A 23,067-nucleotide genomic window follows, 5' to 3' on the forward strand; every position below is an offset into this window, starting at 1 on the left:
TCACAAAACACCGTTATTCCTATCAAAATAAAACTATTATTTCTTTTGTATTAATTTATTTTGTAATTTAGTAAAACACTGTTTCAATTATTAAAACATCAAAAATGATCACAGGATTAAAAGCTAGTTTGGAGTATGCTAAAGAACTAGATAAAAAGGATAAAATCGCACATTACAGAAATCAGTTTCATATCCCTAAAGATAAAAATGGGAAAGATTGGATATATATGTGTGGTAACTCTTTAGGATTGCAACCAAAAATCACCCAACAGTATATCCAACAAGAATTAAACGATTGGGCTAATTTTGGAGTAGAAGGTCATTTTGAAGCAAAAAACCCATGGATGCCCTATCATGAATTCTTAACAGATGCAATGGCAAAAGTGGTTGGAGCAAATCCATTAGAAGTAGTTATAATGAATACCTTAACAACAAACCTGCATTTGTTGATGGTGTCTTTTTATCAACCTACTAAAACTAAATATAAAATAGTAATTGAAAGTGATGCTTTTCCCTCTGATCGGTATGCTGTAGAATCACAATTGCATTTTCATGGATTTGATCCCAAAGAAGGAGTTATAGAATGGAAACCTCGTAAAGGAGAAGAACTTTTACATATAGAAGATTTAGAAGAAATTATTGACCAACAAGGCGATGAAATAGCATTATTATTAATAGGCGGACTTAATTATTATACAGGTCAATATCTGGATATTAAAAAAATTGCAGATCTGGGACATTCAAAAAATTGTATGGTAGGCATTGATCTTGCTCATGGTGTTGGTAACATTCAGCCCAAATTACACGAATCCGGGGTAGATTTTGCAGCATGGTGCACCTATAAATACCTAAATTCTGGTCCTGGTAGTCTTGGAGGGTTATTCGTGCATGAAAAACATGCTTACAACAAAGATCTAAAGCGTTTTGCAGGTTGGTGGAGCCATAATAAAAAAACACGCTTTAACATGCGTCAGGAATTTGATGTTATGCCCGGAGCAGAAGGATATCAATTAAGTAATCCCCCTATTTTATCTATGGCTGCTATAAAAGCATCTTTAGATATTTTTAATGAAGTAGGAATGGATACCTTACGAGAAAAATCCATAGCACTAACAGGATATTTCGAATTTTTAATACACCAAATAGATACCGACAGGATAAAAATCATAACACCCTCTAATCCAAACGAAAGAGGGTGCCAATTATCTATTCAAGTTAAAAATGCAGACAAAAGTTTGCATCAAAAACTCACAGATCACCATATAATCACAGATTGGCGGGAACCAGATGTTATACGATGTGCTCCAACACCGCTATACAATAGTTTTGAGGATGTATTTAAAACGACAAAAATATTAAAAACAGTACTTTAATGCAAAAATCAGAAAACATACTTATCATAGGCGCTGGTCTTTGCGGGTCTCTTTTAGCACTAAGGATGGCTCAAAGAGGATATCAGGTTACTGTGTATGAAAGCAGACCAGACCTAAGAACCACAGATATTTCTGCCGGACGTTCTATCAATCTTGCATTATCAGATCGTGGATTAAAAGCCATGGCAATGGTTGGCATCGCAGATAAAATAACCCCGCTTTGTATCCCCATGTATGGTAGATTAATTCATGACAAAGAAGGAAATACCTTTGCCTCTAATTATTCTGGGCGAGAAGGAGAATATATAAATTCTATTTCCAGAGGAGGTCTGAACGGGGTATTATTATCTGAAGCAGAAAAGTATGACAATGTAACCATTCATTTTAACAAAAAATGCCTTGGTGTTGATATTGAAAATAAAATAGCAAAATTTAAGTGCTATACTACGAATGAAAAATTTGAAGTACATGCGGATATGATTTTTGGTGCAGATGGTGCCGGGTCTTCTCTTAGAAAAAGCTATTACTTAGAAAAAAAGTTTTTATTCAGTTATTCTCAAAACTACCTGACACATGGGTATAAGGAACTCGAAATCCCCGCAGATAAAATAGGAAAACACCAAATCAGCAAAGATCATTTACATATTTGGCCTCGTGGAGAATACATGCTTATTGCCCTGCCAAATCTGGATGGAAGCTTTACGGTAACTCTATTTTTATCGTATGATGAAGGAGAGTATAACTTTAATAATCTAACTACTATAGATAAAGTTACAGAGTTTTTTCAAACACAATTTCCTGATGCCTTAGCTCTTATTCCAGATATACATAACGAATTTTTCAATAATCCTACAGGAGCACTCGGCACCATAAAATGTTCTCCCTGGTATTACAAAGGCAATACTCTGCTGATAGGAGATGCTGCCCATGCTATTGTGCCATTTTATGGGCAAGGAATGAATGCTTCATTTGAAGACGTAGTGGTTTTTGATACCATATTAGAACAACACCAAGGAGACTGGGATGCTACTTTTAAAGCATACGAAAAAGCCAGAAAAGAAGATACCGATGCCATTGCAGACCTTGCAATCGATAACTATTACGAAATGCGGGATCATGTAGCCAACCCATTATTTAAAGAAAAAAGAAAACTAGAGATGGATTTAGAAAAAACCTTTCCCTCCTCCTATTTCTCAAAATACTCTATGGTCACATTCGATGAAAATATAGGATACGCAAAAGCAATGAAAATAGGTCGGGCGCAAGACAAAGCTTTATTAAATCTAATTGCAGATAGTGAAATTGACACTACCAAAGATTTAAAAAATATATTGGATCAAATACAAAAAGAAACCAGCGAAATATTAGAAGAAGATGAAATTGCAGGATTACGATAAAGCAATACATAAAATGATTGATTCTCAATACTCAATACTAATATCTCAAAACTATTATCATGACTAAAGGAAAACTAATACAAGGCAAAGCTACTCCAAGAGGAAAATTCCCTCATGTAAAACGAGTAGGAGATTTTATATATGTATCTGGTACAAGCTCCAGAAGATCAGATAATACTTTTGAAGGTGTAGAAGTAGATGAATTTGGAACCACAAATCTGGATATCAGAGCACAAACAAAAGCTGTTTTAGAAAATATTAATGATATCCTGAAAGAAGAAGGTGCAAGTCTAAAAGATATTGTAGATGTAACTTCCTTTTTGGTGAGCATGAATGATTTTGGAGGGTACAATGAAGTATATGCAAAATACTTTGATTATGATGGCCCTACCAGGACCACTGTGGCCGTACATCAATTGCCTCATCCACACTTATTAATCGAAATCAAAGTGGTTGCATATATAACACCTTCAAGGTTTTGAAAAACCTTGAAGGTGTTACAAAAAATAGAAGTATGAATAACACCACAGAAAAAAAAATCCTAAACACATCTGTTGAAAAAGCTTTTAAAATTTTGGATTGCTTTTCTATGGATAAGATAGAACTTGGAGTTACTGAAATTGCAAAAAAAATAGGCACTAATAAAAGTGCTGTATACAGGATGTTAGCCACCATGGAAGCCCTAAATGTAATACAACAAAATCCGGAAAATGAAAAATACAGACTAGGTCTTAAACTATTTGAATTAAGTCAAAAAGTAAGTATCCATAAAAATTTTATTTCAAAAGCCCGGCCTTTTATGGAGGAGTTAGTAAAACGTGCAGGAGAAACTGCTCATTTAGCTATTTACAAAAACCGAAAGGTTTATTTTTTAGACAAAGTAGTAGGCAGACATGATTTACAAATCAACTCACAAATTGGCACAGAAAAGCCATTGCATTGCACAGGATTAGGAAAAGTCATGCTGGCTTTTGCAGAACAGGATTATAAAAAAAGTATAGAGGACATTCAACTGGAAACTATTACAAAAAACACAATCACAGATAGAAAAAAGTTAATCGCCGAGGTAGAAAATATTAAAAAAAATGGTTTTGCTTTAGACTTAGAAGAAAATGAAATAGGGCTGGTATGTGTTGCCGTTCCTGTTTTTAGCACTAAAGGAAAATTTATAGCTGCTATAAGTACTTCTGGTCCTTCTGCAAGGTTTAATAAAAATGAAATTAAAACATATACAGGAGATCTAAAACAAACAGCAGAAGAGTTAAAACATATTTTTAGTTAATAGATATATAAAAATGGAAAAAATATTAAACTATATAAATGGCGAATTTAAAAACCCTGTACAAGATCAATGGATAGATAATTACAATCCTTCTACTGGCGAGATATATAGTTTAACCCCCAACTCATCTGCTGAAGATGTACAAGCTGCATATATCGCTGCAGAAAAAGCGTTTCCAGACTGGTCAGAAACAACTTTACAACAACGCAGTGTTATTCTGGCAAAAATAGCTTCCTTAATAACCGAAAACTTAGCGTCTCTTGCCAAAGCCGAAACTATTGACAATGGTAAACCTCTAAGTTTATCTACCAATGTGGATATACCCAGGGCATCCTCTAATTTTCAGTTTTTTGCAAATGCTATTACTCAGTTTGCCAGCGAAGCGCATGAAAGCATTGGGCAAAATGTATTCAACTTTACCTTACGCCAATCCATAGGAGTTGTAGGCTGCATATCCCCTTGGAACTTACCATTATATCTTTTTACTTGGAAAATTGCCCCTGCTCTTGCCGCAGGAAATACCGTAGTAGCAAAACCTAGCGAGATAACCCCAATGACAGCATATCTTTTGGGAGATATATGCAACAAAGCCGGGTTACCTAAAGGAGTTTTAAATATAGTGCATGGTTTAGGTAAAACAACAGGACAAGCTATCGTAGAACATCCTAAAATTAAAGCGATTTCTTTTACAGGAGGAACAGCTACCGGAGCACATATTGCCAGAACAGCAGCACCTATGTTTAAAAAATTATCTTTAGAATTAGGTGGCAAAAACCCCAATCTTATTTTTGCAGATTGCGATTATGACAAAATGTTGGAAACCACTATAAAATCATCTTTTTCTAATCAAGGGCAAATATGTCTGTGCAGTTCAAGAATATATGTAGAAAGATCTATATACGAGAGATTCAAAACCGATTTTATTGCCAAGACAAGAGAACTTAAAATAGGATCTCCACTAGATAAGGAAACCAATATAGGAGCACTCGTTTCTAAAACACATCTGGAAAAAGTTAAATCTTATATTGAAATCGCAAAAGAAGAAGGTGGCACAATACTGTGTGGTGGTGATTATGTTAAAGTAGAAAATCATAAAAACGGGTATTATTTACAACCAACTATTATAGAAGTTATTGATCCAAATTGCAGAGTAATACAAGAAGAAATTTTTGGACCAGTTGTAACTATTATGCCTTTTGATACCGATGAGGAGGCTTTATCCCTGGCAAATAATACTCGTTATGGATTATCTTGCACCATCTGGACAAACAATCTAAACCGAAGTATGTTATTGTCTAAACGTATACAATCCGGAATCGTTTGGATAAACACGTGGATGATGCGTGATTTACGCACTCCTTTTGGTGGAATAAAAGACTCTGGTATTGGCAGGGAAGGTGGTTTTGAAGCCCTGCGGTTTTTTACCGAACCCAAAAACATTTGTATACAATATTAAAAAAATATAAACTTTAGAAACATCTATAATGCATCTAGATTTAACTCATAAAAACGCGCTGGTTTGCGGTAGTACACAAGGTATAGGAAAAGCTTCAGCTAAACAATTAGCAGAACTGGGAGCTAATATCACCCTGGTGGCAAGAAATGAAGATAAGCTAAAAAATACCTTAAAAGAATTAGCTACAGATAAAGGGCAAGCACATCATTATATTGTTGCAGATTTTCAAAATCCAGAGAATTTAAAACAAAATATCTATAAGGCAGATAAAGTATTTCATATTTTGGTAAACAATACAGGGGGACCTGCAGGGGGACCAGTATATGATGCCTCTTTAGAAGAGTTTGAACGTGCATTCACCCAACATTTAAAAAGCAATCATGTTTTGGTGCAAGCTGTAGTTCCCGGAATGAAAAAAGAAGGATATGGAAGAATAATTAATATAATTTCCACTTCGGTAAAACAACCTTTAAACGGGCTGGGGGTATCTAATACTATACGCGGTGCCGTTGCAAACTGGTCCAAAACACTATCCAATGAATTAGCTGTATTTGGCATTACAGTAAACAATGTATTACCCGGGGCAACAGCAACAGAAAGACTAAATGAAATTATTAATAACAAGGCAGAAAAAACTGGAAAAACTATAGAAGAAGTTTCTGATGCCATGAAAAATGAAGTGCCGGCAAAACGATTTGCAAAACCCGAAGAGATAGCCAATGCTGTAGCATTTTTGGCATCACAGGCAGCATCTTACATCAATGGTATAAATCTACCTGTAGATGGAGGAAGAACAAAATCCTTATAGTTAACTATTTGTTATTGCTAAATAAGGATTAAAATAATTAAATTTAGTACAGAATACAGTTCAATCGTAAGAGAAAAAACAAAAACAAATAAAGTTACAAAAATATGAGTACCCTAGTTTCACCAATTAATTTTAAAGCCTGGATAGAAGAACACCGGCATTTATTAAAACCTCCTGTAGGCAACAAATGTGTATGGAAAGATGGAGATTTTATTGTAATGGTAGTAGGTGGACCAAATAACAGAAAAGATTACCACTATAATGAAACCCCAGAGTTTTTTTATCAGGTAGAAGGAGATATGATTTTAAAAATAATGGACAAAGGGGAGCCAAAAGATGTTCATATTAAAGAAGGGGATATCTATTTATTACCTCCTAAGGTTCCGCATTCCCCACAAAGAGGAGCTAATACCGTGGGATTAGTTATCGAATACCCTCGTCAGGAAAAAATGATGGATGCTCTGGAATGGTATTGCGAAAACTGTAATACCCAATTATACAGAGAAGAATTTGCATTAGACAATATAGAAACAGATATGCCAATTATTTTTGATAAATATTATAATGACAAAAAAAAATGTACCTGTTCTAATTGTGGAACAATAATGGAAGCTCCCGATAAAAAATAATTACTCCCCATTTGGTGTAAAACTATTATAATAAATGTGGCAATCCCAAGATATCAAAAATACCATTTAATCATACTTATTGGTCATAAAAAACAAACATACCCATGAAAAGAAAACTTCGAATAAACGGTCACTCGCATCTACTACCATATCCAGAAGAAATTCCTAAATTCATGAAGGATAAAGAGATTTTTTGGGTAGATGATGAACGCAAATATATGTTACAAAAAGGGTGGAAACGCCCCGTAACACATTCTAGTTTTTTCTTAGACGACAAACTAGAATGGATGGAGCACTTTAAAATCGATCATGCTGTTGTCTTAAATCTTTCTCAATTATACGGTAATGGTTTACGCCTGGAAGAAATGAAGCATGCTTTACGATTTCAGAACGATTTTAATGCACGTATACAGCAGGATCATCCGGATAAATTTACTTGTGGTTTTGTAGTACATCCCGGGTTTATCAATGGAGCGCTTTGGGAAATGGAACGCTGTGTTGAAGAGTTGGGAATGCGCGTATTATGCTTGCCAACCCACTTTATGGATTCTATCGGGCAGTGGCGATGTATTTTTGACGAAGAAAATGATCCTATTTTTGAGCTGGCCAACAAATACAAACTAGCTATAGAAGTACACCCGTATGATGGGGATAAAATGATTAAATTAGAAAATGTTTCCTGGCGTTTTCATTTGGTATGGATGTTGGCACAATGCGGGGATGCATATCATTTTTATACTCTTAATGGAATGCAAATACGCTATCCAAATATAAGAACCTGTTTTGCGCATGGGGGACAACTGGCACAAATGAACCTTGGCAGACGTATACAAGGCTTTGATGGAAGACCAGATTTATTTGAAGGAAAACACCACCCAAGAAAAGCTGTAGGGCATCCAAACATATATTTTGATACTCTAGTACACGATACTGATTCGTTAAAATTAACTGTGGAACGGCAAGGAAGTAAACAAGTCATTTTGGGGTTGGATGACCCTTACCCTTTAGGTGAAATGGAAAGTTTACCTCAGTCTTCTTATCCTGGTAAAATTTTAGATTTGGCTTTGGATCGTAAAATAATAAATGAAAAAGAATACGACGATATTTGGGAAGATAATGTTTTACGCTGGCTATTTGGAGACGATCAAGATGCTAAGCAAGATTTAATAGACAAAATACTTGGTAAAGTAGGTGTATAATAAAATCCATATCTTTAATAGGTAAATTCTATTTTAAAGATTAGACTTAAAAAAACACTGTTTAACCAAAACTTTATAATAAAATTCAATCATGCATTTTATTCCAGAAAAACTAGATGAGTATGTAGTAAACCATAGCGAGAAAGAGCCTGAATTACTACAACAACTTAATCGGGAAACATATCAAAAAATTTTACAGCCCCGTATGCTTAGCGGGCACTATCAAGGTCGGGTTTTAAGTATACTATCAAAACTTATACACCCAAAAAGTATACTTGAAATTGGCACCTACACAGGATATTCGGCATTATGCCTGGCAGAAGGATTGCAAAAAGACGGAGAATTGCATACTATTGATATTAATGAAGAATTAGAAGATTTTCAAAGAAAATATTTTAACCTTTCTGATTACGGAAAACAAATCCATCAGCATATTGGGGATGCTTCAAAGATTATTCCAAATCTGGATTTAAAATTTGACTTGGTTTTTATTGATGCCGACAAGCCTAATTATCCTCTCTATTTTGATTTAGTAATCGACAAAATGAACTCCGGAGCTGTTATTTTATCAGACAATGTATTGTGGAATGGCAAAGTAATTGAACCCGTAGAAGAGGAAGATCTTTCTACAAAAGCGCTTCTGGAGTACAACAAGCTTTTGATAAATGATAAGAGAATAGAAACCGTAGTACTCCCTATTCGGGATGGATTAACTATTAGCAGGGTATTATAATTCTTAAAAACAGAAAGTGGAGATCTAATGTATGATCTCCACTTTCAGATTCCCCAAATATTCTTTATCTTATTGTACTGCTTTTAGAGCATCAATGTTACCGTAACCAAATTTGCTATTACGATTGGGATAAAACTCTCCTGCCCTTTTCAGTTTATCCAACACCTGATCCCTTGTCATACTGGGGTTACGAGCCCATACCAAAGCTGCAATACCTGCTGTTGTAGCTGTTGCTACAGAAGATCCTCCTACATAAGCTTGTGTTCCTGTATTAAACCCTAACACAGGCACTGTTCTATTGGCATCTCCTGCCCTTTGCATAACAATTGTAAAATCGATTTTACTACCATCATGGCAAATATCGCAACGATTATACCCATTATCTTTTATTCCTGTAATTGCAATAGCTTCAGCCATACTAGCAGGAAAAATAACCCCGTACCAATTTGTAAACGTAGTAGAAGTTCCTCCTGCTGCAATAATCATTTTACCTTTTCCGTAGGCATATTTTACAGCATCTTTTACATTGCCAATAGACCAGGGATATCCTACAGACATAGAAATAATCTTAACATCGCTTCTGTTTCCTAATGCTTTTAATGCATTACTAACCCCTTTACGCTCATGATAATCATTTAGCACAACATCTTCTGTTCCTCGATAAGCAACCAAATTACTGTTATAGGCAACTCCTACAGGCATAAAATCATTATTACGCGGGGATGCTATTGCAGATGCCATTTGAGTTCCATGACCGCATTTATCATTTGGTCCATCTATATTATCAGACCACCACCAAGGTGAATCAATAAATGTTCCAAATTTTTGAACAGTTCTTCCGTTAGAGTCTCCATCGTTAAAACCACTACCCAACAAGTTCTGGCTTGCAGAAATCCCGGTATCTATTAAACCAACAGTTATCCCCGCTCCTGTACTATAATTCCAGGCTTGTGGTACTTTATGTACATCAAAATTCCAGGGCAACCATGCATTAGGAGATATCACCCTATAGTCTCCGCTATTAATAGATTGACCGCTTTGACTGCATCCCGCAGATTTTTGTTGGCCAGAGGCTTCTTCCAGATAAGATCCATACCCTATTGGCTCCAAATATCGTATTTGAGGTGCTTTCTGTAATTCTACTATTGTTTGTAAACTACTTATTTTTACATCGGTCACGTTAAGTATTTCATCTGCTGACACAAGTGAATTTGATTTACTTGCCCCTTCTACAGATTGTATAATTTTATATACATTATCTCTTGCATCATTTAGTCTGGATGTTTTTTGTATAGAAAAACTTTCATCTTTTTCTCCATATCCCACACTTAAAACTTCTCCACCATGCATTACAGCGCTCCACAAAACAACTGCAGGTGCTTTTGTCCAATCCACATCATTGTTTTGTTTTAATTCAGTTTCAATATATTTATTGATTTCAGATATGGAAAGTAACTTTTGTGATTCAGAAAATTCTGCATCAGGCTCTTCGATTTCACCAAGGTTATCTTTAGAGCAAGAAAGTACAAAAATAAGCCCTAAAGCAAGAATAATAATTTTTTTCATTTTAGAATAGGTTTTATGAGTTATGTGAAAAAATCAATAAAAAAGAAATTCGAAAAAATTACGAATAATTATCATTTTTATAATTATAAAGCTAATGTATTAAATTATATTCAAATATTACACATTAACATTGTCATATATCCAACAAAAAACAGGGTATTATGCTTGCATAACACCAAATTATTATATAAAAAAAGCACAAAAACCCAGTATTAACGGGTAGTGTAATCCCTTGCCGGCGAAACAAAAAAGTAATTCAAAAAAAAACAGTTATTATCTAAGAAAAGTATCTTTTTACAAGGAAAATCCAATAAAGAGAAAGAGATTGGTATAAAAAACTAGCGTTGCCGTTTTATTGATCCGGTAGCTTTATCTATATCTTCTTTGACCTGGTCTATTTCTTTTTTTATATCTGAAGTTATTGAAGAGGGCAGATTGGTATCCACACCATGTTTTTCTGCACTCTTGGTAATCTCTGTTTTAATATCGTTTGTAGCATCCTTAATTATTCGCATTCCTTTTCCTAATCCTCTTGCTATTTCAGGAATTTTATCTGCGCCAAATACCATTACCAGTATAAAAACTATAAAGGCTATTTCGGTTCCACTAATAAATAAAGGTAGTGCTGTCATAATGCTACAAATATAAATAATATTATGCAAAAAAAAGCCATCTCAACGTTTTTTGAAATGGCTTTTTGATCTTATCAAAAACAATACTTTATTGTCCTTTTACTTTATTTTTAAATTGTTCAAACTTGCCCAATTTTTTTCGTTTAGGCCAACTATTATTAGACATGTCAATGTCTGCTGTTTCTTGTTTTGGATCTACTACAATTTTTGCTATTGCTTTTTCAGATGCTATTGCTCTTTTAACTTCTTTATTGTTTTTTCTCCAAATTTCTGCAGGATATGTTACCGTTTCTGTATTTCCGTCTTCATAAGTATATTCTACAATTAAAGGCATTACTAAACCTCCTGGTTTTTCAAAAGTAATTTCATAGAAAAACTTAGGTTGTTTTAAGTTTTTGCGTTCTTCAGGAGAAAAATTATCCATTACATATTCTTTTAATGATGTAGCATCTTCAATAACCCCTCCATTTGCTTTAATTCTATTATAATCATCGCTTCCTTCTTCAACCATAAAAACCAAATCAGAAAAATCTGCAAATCTTAAATTTCTGTCAGATGCTGCAAATTTTTGTGCTTGTAAGGTAGGCACCTTGGAAACCACATATTTTTTTACATCTTTTACTCCAATATCTGTATAATCTGTTGTATAGAACCATCCTCTCCAAAACCAATCCAAATCTACTGCAGAGGCATCTTCCATAGTTCTGAAAAAATCTTCGGGGGTAGGGTGTTTAAACATCCATCGTTGAGAATATGTTCTAAAAGAGTAGTCAAAAAGATCTCTGCCCATGATTGTCTCTCTTAAAATATTTAATCCGGTTGCTGGTTTTGCATACGCATTTGGCCCAAATTGATGGATATTATTAGATTGTGACATAATTGGGGATAAAAAACTCTGGTCACCTGCCATATAAGGCACGATTTTATCTGCGGGACCACGTCTTGAAGGGTATTCTTTATCATTACCCAATGCTTTGGGGTACCATTCTGCAAAATCTTGCTCTGCTATATACTGTACAAAGGTATTAAGTCCTTCATCCATCCATGTCCATTGACGCTCATCGCTATTAACAATCATAGGAAAAAAATTATGTCCAACCTCGTGTATAATAACACTCATCATTCCGTATTTTACATGGTCGCTATACGTACCATCTTCATCTGGTCTTCCATAGTTCCAACAGATCATAGGATATTCCATCCCCTGATTTTTTGCATGTACCGAGATCGCTTTATGATATGGATAATCAAAAGTCATTCTACTATAAGATTTTAAAGTACTCGCAACTACTTTTGTAGACCATTCTTCCCATAACGGATTTCCTTCTTTAGGATACATGGATACTGCCATAATATCTTTTCCTCCTATTTTAACCGCCATCATATCCCAGATAAATCTTCGGGAGGTTGCAAAGCCAAAATCTCTAACATTTTCAGCTTTTAGTTTCCATGTTTTTTTAGTTTGGGCAAATGTTTTTTCTTTTGCTATTGCTTCTTTCTGAGTTACAATAACAACCGGGGTATCGTACGATTTTTTTGCTTTTTCATAGCGGTTCATCATATCATTTGTAAACACTTCTTTTCTATTTACTAATTCTCCGGTTCCATCTAGTATATGATCTGCGGGAACTGTAATATTTACTTCAAAATTACCAAATGGCAATGCAAATTCTCCTCTGCCCCAAAATTGATGATTTTGCCATCCTTCAACATCATTATACACAGCCATACGAGGATAAAACTGAGCAATAACGTAAGCTCTGTTTCCATCTTCAAACTCTTCATATCCGGATCTTCCTCTTCCATTTACGTGGTCATTAATATTATACCACCACTCGATAGAAAACACAAATTTTTCTCCGGGTTTTAAATCCTGAGGCATTTCTACGCGCATCATGGTTCTGTTAATAGTATATTCAAGTGGTTTTCCGTTACTGTCTTTTACTGCTGTAATATTAAAACCTCCATCAAATGGTTCTGCAAGATATTTTGTTACAAAACCATCTGTTGTAGCTGCTGGATCCACTCCATTTGCTTCTATTAGTGGCGTTTTAGAGTCCTTCGCCCGCATATTTTGATCTAATTGCACCCAAAGAAACTCTAAATTATCAGGAGAATTATTAGTATATGTAATAGTCTCTCTACCGGTTAGCTTTTTATTTTTATCGTCTAATTCGACATCCATTTTATAATCTGCTTGTTGCTGATAATATGCCGGACCTGGAGCTCCTGAAGCTGTTCTAAACATGTTTGGAGTAGCAAACTCATCGTACATTTGTTTAAATTTGTTCTGATTGGTATGCCCTAATTCCCGGGCTTTTTTAGTCTCTTCTTGATTTTGAGCATATAAAATACCTGATATCAAAAAAGTCACTGAAAGGACTAAAAGTATCTTTTTCATTATAATAGTTTTGAGTTAAATGTTATGGTTTTGCAAAGTAGTTGTTTTTTAAAAGTTTAATAATTTATTTACTAAATTTTAACACCCCTACCTCTTTTTCTTTTTCAAGGATTAAGCTTTTACGTTGATTCTCTTTTTTTACATGAATAATATTTTGCTGTTCTTCAAAAAGATCCATCAAAACTTCGTTTGTTATTTCTATAGTTTCTAAGGAAGTAATATTTTCTATTTCTAAATAGCAAATAACAAGGTCTTCTTCATATTCTTTACCTATAAAAACAAAATTTACTTTTTTACCATTTACTTTAAAAACCAGTTTTTGATTAAGGTAAGTCGTTAAGTATTTATCTATTTCTGAGGTTTTTTCATTTTTATCTAAATCTACAGACAGATTGTATCTTTCTTTTAAAAGATCTTGAATATCATCGATAAAAATTCTGGATATTATTTGTAGAGTTTGTTCCTCTTTATTGTATTCTACCTGTGTAACACTAACATAAAACTTATGTGCGGTAGTAAAGGAACTTAATGTAGTAAACATTATAAAAACAAAAAGAATTATATTCTTATGCATATACTATATCTTATCAGTCTAATGAAATATGCACGTTTTTTTATGTGTATTTCATAATTTAAAACTTGTAAAAGGCTAAAAGTAATTAATTTTAAGGTCATGAATCAAAAAATTATGCCAAACTTGAAAACCATAATAAATTTACGTTAATTTATTTCTTTATGTTTTTTGTAAGAAACAGCTCTTTCTTGAAAAAATTCTACTAGCGTAAGTTTGTTTGTATTTTCTATAAGATTTTTAAAATAATCGTCTTTTGCGCAATAATACATAAAATCAGGTATTAAATTTTCTGGCAATTTTAATTCGTTTATAAAAAAGGAGGTATCGAATGTTGTTTCTCCTTTTTGAACTATTTTATTTAAATCTTCTATAGCTTTTAATTTTTTAAGCTTTTTAAGTTTACCGTTTAAATAATTAATAGGCAAGTCTAATATTCCGGATCTTGCTGTATAAATTCTTCTTTGCGCTAATGTTGGTTGTGGCTTATCACTAAATGGGAGTCCTAATATTTGATTATCTACAAAAGGGCTCAATTCTAGTGTTTTCAAATCCGCATCTAAATACCCTGAGAGCTCTACATTACTTACTTTTACCTGATCTAATTGTTGTACAATAGGTTTCAGAACAATTGTAGTTCTGTTTTCTAACAATTGATCTTTATGAACAATAATGGAATGTATTTGATATTGTACAGATGAAAAAACAATAGAATCCCCCGGGTTTGCCGGTATTTCAAAAAAACCATTTTCATCATTTGTTGTCCCTATTTCTTTTGTAAAATTCACAATATTTATAGCATACCCCTGAAGAGAATCTGCTATGATTTTTCCTTTTAAACTTTCAGATTGCCCGTAAACAGATATGGATAACAGTATAGATGTAAGCAGTAAAAATTTTGTCATAAAAATTTTGTCAGAAACAAACCTTCAATATCCCAAAACAAAGGCATGTTGTTTTATTTCCAAAGACGACACATTTTCAACAAAATTACACGAGCTATATAAATAATCCTATTTACACTTTGACTTTATCGCAATAAAATTTTCTTTTCTGTCTATGCTTCAAAACAAAAACAGATCATAATTATTTAGTTCTTTACAAGTGCTATGTTTGATGCCAAATCAAGTCTGTATCAGGGTTTTTGCTTTGAATATTTGAAAAATAACTAGATTTTCTTTTTTGGTAAATTCAAATTGTAACTGGTCTTGGATGACTATTGATTTCTATATATTTTACTTTGGTATGCCAAAAATTGTAATAAATCTAATTCTTTGCCTGGTTCAAAGTATTCTTCATTTAACCCATTGGCTTCTGCAAAAAAGATAAAATCATTTATTTGGTCTATATCTAATGCCAAATAATCTTTAAAAAATTGATCGTTATAGACATTTCTAATCTTAACATCAATATCAGCAGTTTGTTTTTTTGTTTTAGTTTTATCTTTTGTACTATATACTAATTTAAAAAGGCTAACAAAATTTAATCCATTAATTAGTCCTTCTTCTGAAAATTTTAAAAACTCTTTGCTCTTTATATCCGATAATTCATCTGGCACAAAATCATAATCCGCGTCATTAATTTTTGAAGAGGTTTCTTTTGCCACCCCTCCTATTCCACTATTGCTGTACCCTATTTTTTTTACATCTACAGTTATATTACCCAATAAATCATAAGGGGTAACTACTACTTCTTCTAATTGGTTTACAGATTCTTTAAGAAAAACATGTAATCTTTTATTGTCTACTATTCCTTTATCTACCAATACTATAAAATGTTGGTATTGCATGGCAACCACTTCAATTCGATCATTTATTCCTGCACTAATTATAAACCTTCCGTTAGCATTTGTTATTGTACCTTTGTTAGTACTACGATTATATACTACTACTCCTTCGGGGTCATCTTCTATAGGAACACTAACTTTTCCGTTAATTAAAACTCTTGAGGTAATTTGGGCTGATGCCGTAATACATATAAAACAAATAAAAAGGACAGATAATTTTAATTTCATAACAGACCGGGTTAAATTTATTTTTTAAGATACTACATTTTTTTATTTTCACAGAAGATTTCAATAAAAGAAAACGTTAAACTACCTTTATAAAAAAACTACATGAAAAACTGTATAATTGCAAGTACCTCTACCGTGTATGGTAGCGACCCCCTAGCCTATCTACAAGAAACTTTATTAGACTTATACTCTGGTATCGAAGAAATACTTTTTATCCCTTATGCCCGTCCCGGAGGGATCTCTCACGATGAATACACTATCGGCGTTAACAATATCTTTAAAAAGATGAACAAAAAAATAGTTAGCATACACATGTTTTCTGATCCTGTCGAGGCGTTAAAAAATGCAAAAGGTATTTATACAGGAGGAGGAAATACATTTTTATTGGTAGACCAACTATACAGAAATGCCATCCTAGAACCGCTAAAAGAAATAGTAAACTCTGGCATACCATATTTAGGAACAAGTGCCGGGAGTAATATCTGTGGTTTAAATATGAAAACCACCAATGATATGCCAATTGTATATCCTCCAAATTTTAAAACATTAGGGATAGTACCTTTTAATATAAATCCTCATTATTTGGATCCTGACCCTGCATCTACCCATAAAGGTGAAACAAGGGAAACAAGGATTAAAGAATTTCACAATTTAAATCCACAACCTGTAGTAGGATTAAGAGAAGGAAGTTGGCTAAGAGTTTATAAAAATGATATTATACTTAAAGGAGATCTAACTGCCAGAATTTTTGAAAAAAATAAAGCTCCGTATGAAATACAGGCTAATAGTTCTTTATCTGAGTTAAGCTAAAAACCCTTTATGGAATACCAAAAAATACTTACTTCTATACAAAATGAGATTTCTTCTATAGATAATACAGGAAAAGTAGCTTCTTATATTCCTGAATTAGCAAAAGTAGATGCTGCCAAATTGGGAATGCATTTGCATTGTATTAATTCCGGGCATTATCATTTTGGGGATAATACAGAGAAGTTTTCTATACAAAGTATATCCAAAGTTTTTGCTCTTACCAAAGCGATGTTACTATTAGGGGATGATTTGTTTGAAAGAGTAGATGTTGAACCATCGGGAGACCCTTTTAATTCTTTGGTACAATTAGAATATGAAAATGGAATCCCCAGAAACCCTTTTATAAATGCCGGTGCTTTGGTTGTTTGTGATATTTTAGTCTCAAAATTAGAAAATCCAAAAAATGATCTTCTTGATTTTATACATAAATTAGTAAATAGTAAAAATATAGGCATAAATCGTAATGTTTTTGAATCTGAAAAAAAACATAGCCATCGTAATATGTCATTACTAAACTTAATGAAAGCCTTTGGCAATATTAAAAATAATATCGAAATTGTTTTAGACTTATATATTCATTTATGTTCTATAGAAATGTCTTGCGAGGAATTATCCAAAGCATTTATGATCTATGCTAATGGAGGTAAATTATTATACAACCAAGAACAAATAGTACCTTCAAGAAAAGTAAAGCGTATCAATGCTATTATGCAAACTTGTGGTTTTTATGACGAGGCTGGTGAGTTTAGTTTTAGAGTTGGGTTACCTGGCAAAAGTGGTGTAGGCGGAGGAATTGTTGCCGTACATCCCGGGCAATACGCGGTTACGGTATGGAGTCCGCCCTTAAATCCTAAAGGAAACTCTGAACTGGGAATGTATTCTTTGGAACAATTAACAACTTTAACAGGGCTTTCTATTTTTTGAGTAATAAAGTATATCTTATTCGGTATTAAACAAAGAAATTATAAGCTACAAATAATTTATCTGAACTTAAATATATAACGAGAAACATTTTAAAATTATTGAAATTAAAACGAATGAACAATCCTATAGAACAACAAAGAGAACATTTTGAAAGTATATCTGAAAAATATTATAATGCCAGAAAATCTACTAATCATTTATATTTGAAAGATTTAATGTGGCATTTTTTCTTTAAAGATAAAATTAAATTAAAAAATAAAAATCTTTCTGTTTTAGAGCCTATGTGCGGATACTCTGAAGGAAAATCTATATTAGAAAAGAATATAGGCACTTTAAAATCCTATGAAGGTTTTGATTATAGTTCTGTTTTGATTGAAAAAGTAAAACAATCCAATAAAAACCTGCATGTTTATGTTCAGGACATCTCTACTTTCAAGAGTGACAAAGAATTTGATATCATCATCATCATAGGAGGGCTACATCACGTACCATCTATGTGCAATACTGTAGTGGCCAAGTTACAAAAAAACCTTTCTCCTGATGGTGCATTTATTGTATTGGAACCTACACATAACAACATAATTTTCAGAAAGGTAAGAGAAAATATTTATAATAGAAATACTTTATTTGATAAGGAGACAGAAAAAGCTTTTAAATTAAAAGAACTAAATGATCTGTTTCTTAATAATGGATATGCACTAACAGATCAAATATATCCTGGATTGCTTTCGTATATTTTATTTTATAATCCCGATGCTTTTCCTTTTTTGAACATAGGAGGAAAAGGGTTGGTTAAATTTATTTTTAAGATAGATTCTCTTTTTTTCAGAAATTATATAGGTAAAAAAATGTCTTTTGCTACATTAAGTATGTTTTCAAAAACTAAGTGATTTTTTTAGAAGTTTGCTTTTTTACCAGATAAAGCGGTCTTGATTTTGTTTCGTTAAATATTCGAGAGACATACTCGCCTATGATTGAAGATATAAGTAATTGTATCCCCCCTAAAATCAAAATAGTTATAAGAATAGAAGTCCACCCTTCTACATTGATTCCTGCAAAATAGTTATAAATTATAAATACAGCGTATATCAATCCTGTAATAAAAAACATTAACCCCAGATACAAAGATATTCTCAATGGTTTTGAAGACATACTGGTTATCCCGTTAATAGCTAGTTGAAACATTTTTTTTACCGTATACGAAGATTTTCCTGAAAACCGGGGACTGGCCTTATATTCTACAACCCCTTGATTATAACCGATCCAACTTACCAGTCCTCTGGTAAAACGATCCTGTTCCTTAATACTCAAAAATGCGTCAACCGTTTCTCTGCTCATTAACCTAAAATCTGCTCCAAAAGGTTCTACTTTAATATCTGATAACTTATTGATAAGTATATAAAACAATGTAGAGGTTTTTTTCTTTAAAAAAGAAGTAGATTCATCGTCAATCCTTCTGGTATTTACTATATCAAATCCTTTATTATATTTTTCAATTAATTCTGGAATCACTTGTGGCGGATGTTGCAAATCTCCATCCAAAGTAATGATAACATCTCCTGATGCCTTTTCCAAACCTGCCAATAATGCAATTTGATGTCCAAAATTTCGGGAAAGAGAAACTCCATGAACATAATCGTACTTATGTGACTTTTTTTCTATTTCCTTATAAGTATTGTCCTTGCTACCATCATCAACAAAAATCACCTCGCAAACACAAGTAAGTGATTCTATAACTTTTTTTAATTCATTAAAAAGTTCTTCAATATTACTTTCCTCATTATAACAAGGTACAACTATAGACAATTTGGATAGTTTCATGAAGCAATTGTATTAATTCTTTTTATTTTTAGATTTCTTTACTTCTTGTATTAAACCCATTAAATAGCTTTCATTTACATTAAAGCCTGCTTTTTTTGCCATTATTGCATCATTCAATGCATCTAACGTTTTACCAACTCTGAAGCGGCATAAAGATCGAATAAAAAAATACTTCCCTTCTTTTGAGTTTTTCTGAATAGCTTTATCCATATATTGATTAGCCTTTTCATAACTCTTTTGCAATAAATAACTATGCCCTATAAGATAATACGAAAAAGAATCATTAGGATTTAGTTTTATTAATTCTGTAGCATCCTTGACTGCATTATCATATTGTTTAAGTTCAAAATAAGTACGAGCCCTTTCTTTCAAATACTTTATTTTTCCTGGTTCTAAATTTAAAATTTTATTCAAATCTTGCAGGTACAAATCTCTTTTATTGGTCTTTGAATAAATTGCAGCTCTGTTTAAATATGCTCTTTTATAAAGTGGGTTAATAGTTATTGCTTTTGAAACATGATACAAAGCACTATCGTATTGCTTTTTATTATAATAAACCTTTCCGATATTACTATGAGCCAAATAATAATTTGGATCTATTTTTAATGCTTTTTTATAATATACAAATGCTGTATCTATTTTATTATGATTTCTATAATAAAAACCTAAACTATTATATGCATATTGATTTTCCGGGTTAACTTCTATTGCCTGGGTCCATAAATTTTTGGAATTTTTAAAAACAGGAATTCTTTTAAAAGATACTATTGCATAGGAAACAACAAAAAAAGATAATACTCCTAAAAATATAAGATTATTCGAAAAAAACTTTTTAAGCAATGATAATACCCAATACAATAATAAAGAATATCCTATTATTGCCAAATAAGCATAACGATCTGCCATAAACGAATCTCTTAAATGAAAAAATGAAAACACCAATCCAAGACTCAAAAAACCCAAAATCCATAAAAAACCGAATCTAAAAATTTTATCTTTAAAAGAAATAAAACTTCCTAAAATCAATAGCCCAAATGCAAAACATATAGTTAAAAACGAAATGTTTGATTTACCAACCGGATACGGATAAGAAAAAGATAACTTAAATGGAAATAAAAAATTAGTAGTATAGGCTAAAATAGTTTTGGATAGTAAAGCTATTTTGTCATAAACCGAAACTGTTCTATTTACAATACTTGGACCTCCTGTTTTAGTAACCTCAATGGTTATTAACCCAAAAATCAATGCTACAACAGCCCAAAAAATCATTTCAATTATAAATCTCTTGTTCCAAAAATCTTGAAATCTCATCATCTGAATGAGAAACAAACCTACAGGAAACAAAATTGCTTGTTCTTTTGTAAGAAAAGCCAGTATATAACAAACCAATACCGGGATCAAATTATACTTCTTAAAAGTATCTAAATATCTTATATAAAACAGATACCCCAAAAACATGAAGAAAACAGCATTTCTAAAAATAACAGATATCCATCCAATTGTTTCTACTTGCAAAGGGTGTATTGCAAAAAACAAAACAACAATAATAACAAGCAATCTGTTTTTAAAAAGAACGTCAAAAATCTTAAACAATAAAGCTGCATTAACAAGATGCACTAATAATGCACATATTTTAAAAGCAGTTGCGTTTTTACCAAACAAATAATATAATATAGAATGATACACTTCTCCAAGTGGAGAATATTGACCTCCTTGTAATGTTGTAAATATATTTACTATAGATTTCCAGGATAAATTAATTACATTTTCATTTTCATATATGTACCAATTATCATCGTATGTTAAAAATTCCGAGCCCGTAAACACAGGACTAAAAATTAATAAACTAAGCAAAATAATACTTAATATGATTTTTTGCGAACTAATTTTTTGCAAAGTTTCCTCAGGATTAATCAAAAAGCTTTTCGCTTTCATAAATTTTTATTTTCCAGTAAATATAATAAAATATGACAGGCTATATAAAAATCTATAAATTCATATTACGACAAACATAACACCTGTTTTAAATAAAACAACAATTTTATTTTTTATTAAATTAAAAAAATAACTAAAAATCAACCCCTTAAACAAAAGACATAAAATAAAAAACCAGAAACTATAATGAGAAGAGAATTTTAGAGCGGGAGACCGGGTTCGAACCGGCGACATTCAGCTTGGAAGGCTGACGCTCTACCAACTGAGCTACTCCCGCATTAAGCTGTGCAAATGTATAATTTTTTAAAGAAAAAAAAAGAAAAATTAAAGAAAAATTAAAAAATAGAATTACGAAAAAAAACGTATTTTATCGGCATAAACTGCGTTTAATCTGAAGAAATATGTATTTTTGTTAACAAAACCATAATCAATAAAAAAAAAATGATTAATATTGTTAGAAGCTCAACCTACTGATATCCACAAATATTTTGAATATAACAAAGCATAAAAGAAATAAAATCAAAAAATAACCCCATCACTATGAAAATAAGAATTACTCTGATTCTATTCATTTTCCTTAATCTTAATTCTTTACTTGCTCAGGTAAAGATTGGAGATGATCCAGATTTGATTGATCCTTCTTCATTATTAGAGCTACAAAGTACAGATAAAGTTTTTATACTTACTAGGGTAACTAATAATCAAATGAATCTTATTACACCTCTTTCCGGAGCAATGGTGTATAATACAGATAATAATTGTGTCTTTCAATATAATGGCTCTTCCTGGGAATCCTTATGTACTTCTGCAGAAACTATCACTTTTGTAATTGATAATAATGATGGTTCCTTTAGCTATACAAATGAAAACAATGTAACTGTCACTATTAACAAAGCACAACTTACCAATAATGGAGATGGAACATATACATTTAATAATGGTAATGGATCTCCTATTAATTTTGTGGGCACAGATAACCAACAGCTATCATTCAATACTTCTACAAATGAATTATCTTTAGATAATGGTGGAAGTGTTACTTTACCTTCTGAAACTCTTACAACTATAATTGAAAATGCTGGTGGAACCTTTACCTATACCGATGAGGACGGTTCTACTTCCGTAATCGATGTATCTAACTTAGAGACCCTGACTGCCATTGCACTGAATGCAGACAATGCCAGTATCGACTATACCGATGAGGACGGATCCACTACCAACCTGAACCTTACCAATATCGTTCGGAACTTAGAAACGCTTACTACTCTGGTAGATAACAATAACGGAACCTTTACCTATACCGATGAGGATGGTTCTACTTCCGTAATCGATGTATCTAACTTAGAGACCCTGACTGCCATTGCCCTGAATGCAGACAATGCCAGTATCGACTATACCGATGAGGACGGATCCACTACCAACCTGAACCTTACCAATATTGTTCGGAACTTAGAAACGCTTACTACTCTGGTAGATAACAATAACGGAACCTTTACCTATACCGATGAGGATGGGT

The 23,067-nt window shown here is 32.5% G+C and carries 20 protein-coding genes, 1 tRNA gene and 1 pseudogene; 13 read left to right on the forward strand and 9 right to left on the reverse strand.

From position 1 onward, the window contains the following. The first annotated feature begins 104 nt into the window (after positions 1 to 104). The 9 genes from kynU (at position 105) to ACZIYX_RS06885 (ending at position 8,877) form a co-directional block, all read left to right on the forward strand. Entirely contained in the window at positions 105 to 1,373 is a 1,269-nt protein-coding gene (gene kynU, locus ACZIYX_RS06845; RefSeq protein WP_462681467.1) for a kynureninase, read from the forward strand. Then, positions 1,373 to 2,770: an FAD-dependent oxidoreductase gene (locus ACZIYX_RS06850; RefSeq protein WP_462681468.1), complete on the forward strand. Its 1,398-nt coding sequence runs from the start codon at positions 1,373 to 1,375 to the stop codon at positions 2,768 to 2,770. Before kynU ends, ACZIYX_RS06850 begins: the two co-directional genes overlap by 1 nt. Before the next feature lie 59 nt (positions 2,771 to 2,829). Next, the gene (locus tag ACZIYX_RS06855; RefSeq protein WP_462681469.1) at positions 2,830 to 3,252 is read left to right on the forward strand and encodes a RidA family protein; all 423 of its coding nucleotides are present in this window, start codon (positions 2,830 to 2,832) and stop codon (positions 3,250 to 3,252) included. Between the two features lie 32 nt (positions 3,253 to 3,284). After that, a complete protein-coding gene (locus tag ACZIYX_RS06860; protein ID WP_462681470.1) occupies positions 3,285 to 4,052 on the forward strand; it encodes an IclR family transcriptional regulator in 768 nt (255 codons plus the stop codon). 13 nt (positions 4,053 to 4,065) lie between these two features. Further along, complete coding sequence (locus ACZIYX_RS06865; RefSeq protein ID WP_462681471.1) at positions 4,066 to 5,508, forward strand: aldehyde dehydrogenase; 1,443 nt, start codon at positions 4,066 to 4,068, stop codon at positions 5,506 to 5,508. Between the two features lie 28 nt (positions 5,509 to 5,536). Beyond that, positions 5,537 to 6,316, forward strand: coding sequence for an SDR family oxidoreductase (locus ACZIYX_RS06870; protein WP_462681472.1), 780 nt, complete (start codon positions 5,537 to 5,539; stop codon positions 6,314 to 6,316). A gap of 104 nt (positions 6,317 to 6,420) precedes the next feature. Next, positions 6,421 to 6,945 (forward strand): 3-hydroxyanthranilate 3,4-dioxygenase, encoded by a 525-nt coding sequence (locus ACZIYX_RS06875; RefSeq protein WP_462681473.1) that lies wholly within the window; start codon positions 6,421 to 6,423, stop codon positions 6,943 to 6,945. Between the two features lie 104 nt (positions 6,946 to 7,049). Further along, positions 7,050 to 8,144, forward strand: coding sequence for an amidohydrolase family protein (locus ACZIYX_RS06880; RefSeq protein WP_462681474.1), 1,095 nt, complete (start codon positions 7,050 to 7,052; stop codon positions 8,142 to 8,144). Positions 8,145 to 8,235: 91 nt separating this feature from the next. Further along, positions 8,236 to 8,877, forward strand: a complete 642-nt coding sequence (locus ACZIYX_RS06885; RefSeq protein ID WP_462681475.1) for an O-methyltransferase — start codon at positions 8,236 to 8,238, stop codon at positions 8,875 to 8,877. Positions 8,878 to 8,946: 69 nt separating this feature from the next. On the opposite strand, the gene ACZIYX_RS06890 is transcribed toward ACZIYX_RS06885, so the two are convergent. From ACZIYX_RS06890 to ACZIYX_RS06915, 6 genes are all read right to left on the reverse strand, one after another. Then, on the reverse strand, positions 8,947 to 10,443 hold the full coding sequence (locus ACZIYX_RS06890; RefSeq protein ID WP_462681476.1) for a S8 family peptidase: 1,497 nt from the start codon (positions 10,441 to 10,443) through the stop codon (positions 8,947 to 8,949). Positions 10,444 to 10,781: 338 nt separating this feature from the next. Continuing rightward, positions 10,782 to 11,075: a Sec-independent protein translocase subunit TatA/TatB gene (locus ACZIYX_RS06895; RefSeq protein WP_462681477.1), complete on the reverse strand. Its 294-nt coding sequence runs from the start codon at positions 11,073 to 11,075 to the stop codon at positions 10,782 to 10,784. Between the two features lie 88 nt (positions 11,076 to 11,163). Next, the gene (locus ACZIYX_RS06900) at positions 11,164 to 13,476 is read right to left on the reverse strand and encodes a M1 family metallopeptidase (RefSeq protein WP_462681478.1); all 2,313 of its coding nucleotides are present in this window, start codon (positions 13,474 to 13,476) and stop codon (positions 11,164 to 11,166) included. Positions 13,477 to 13,540: 64 nt separating this feature from the next. Then, entirely contained in the window at positions 13,541 to 14,050 is a 510-nt protein-coding gene (locus ACZIYX_RS06905) for a DUF6702 family protein (RefSeq protein WP_462681479.1), read from the reverse strand. Between the two features lie 146 nt (positions 14,051 to 14,196). After that, positions 14,197 to 14,952, reverse strand: a complete 756-nt coding sequence (locus ACZIYX_RS06910; protein WP_462681480.1) for a peptidase associated/transthyretin-like domain-containing protein — start codon at positions 14,950 to 14,952, stop codon at positions 14,197 to 14,199. A 311-nt stretch (positions 14,953 to 15,263) separates the two neighbouring features. Then, the gene (locus tag ACZIYX_RS06915) at positions 15,264 to 16,061 is read right to left on the reverse strand and encodes a carboxypeptidase-like regulatory domain-containing protein (RefSeq protein WP_462681481.1); all 798 of its coding nucleotides are present in this window, start codon (positions 16,059 to 16,061) and stop codon (positions 15,264 to 15,266) included. A gap of 102 nt (positions 16,062 to 16,163) precedes the next feature. Between ACZIYX_RS06915 and pepE the strand changes: the two genes are divergently transcribed. From pepE to ACZIYX_RS06930, 3 genes are all read left to right on the forward strand, one after another. Then, positions 16,164 to 16,871: a dipeptidase PepE gene (gene pepE, locus ACZIYX_RS06920; RefSeq protein WP_462681482.1), complete on the forward strand. Its 708-nt coding sequence runs from the start codon at positions 16,164 to 16,166 to the stop codon at positions 16,869 to 16,871. A gap of 9 nt (positions 16,872 to 16,880) precedes the next feature. After that, positions 16,881 to 17,795: a glutaminase gene (locus ACZIYX_RS06925; protein WP_462681483.1), complete on the forward strand. Its 915-nt coding sequence runs from the start codon at positions 16,881 to 16,883 to the stop codon at positions 17,793 to 17,795. A gap of 113 nt (positions 17,796 to 17,908) precedes the next feature. Beyond that, a complete protein-coding gene (locus ACZIYX_RS06930; protein ID WP_462681484.1) occupies positions 17,909 to 18,685 on the forward strand; it encodes a methyltransferase domain-containing protein in 777 nt (258 codons plus the stop codon). Here the strand turns inward: ACZIYX_RS06930 and ACZIYX_RS06935 are convergent. The 3 genes from ACZIYX_RS06935 to ACZIYX_RS06945 all read right to left on the reverse strand — a co-directional run bounded on the left by ACZIYX_RS06935 (position 18,678) and on the right by ACZIYX_RS06945 (position 21,828). Beyond that, positions 18,678 to 19,616, reverse strand: coding sequence for a glycosyltransferase family 2 protein (locus ACZIYX_RS06935; protein WP_462681485.1), 939 nt, complete (start codon positions 19,614 to 19,616; stop codon positions 18,678 to 18,680). The two genes, ACZIYX_RS06930 and ACZIYX_RS06935, sit on opposite strands and share 8 nt — an antisense overlap. A gap of 12 nt (positions 19,617 to 19,628) precedes the next feature. After that, positions 19,629 to 21,551 carry a tetratricopeptide repeat protein gene (locus ACZIYX_RS06940; RefSeq protein ID WP_462681486.1) on the reverse strand — a complete coding sequence of 641 codons (1,923 nt, stop codon included), beginning with the start codon at positions 21,549 to 21,551 and terminating at the stop codon, positions 19,629 to 19,631. A 204-nt stretch (positions 21,552 to 21,755) separates the two neighbouring features. After that, a tRNA-Gly gene (locus tag ACZIYX_RS06945) sits at positions 21,756 to 21,828 on the reverse strand. Positions 21,829 to 22,091: 263 nt separating this feature from the next. Here ACZIYX_RS06945 and ACZIYX_RS06950 point away from each other — a divergent pair. Next, positions 22,092 to 23,067: pseudogene (locus ACZIYX_RS06950) on the forward strand (hypothetical protein); the annotation flags it as partial.

This window comes from Aquimarina sp. (genome assembly GCF_977115655.1).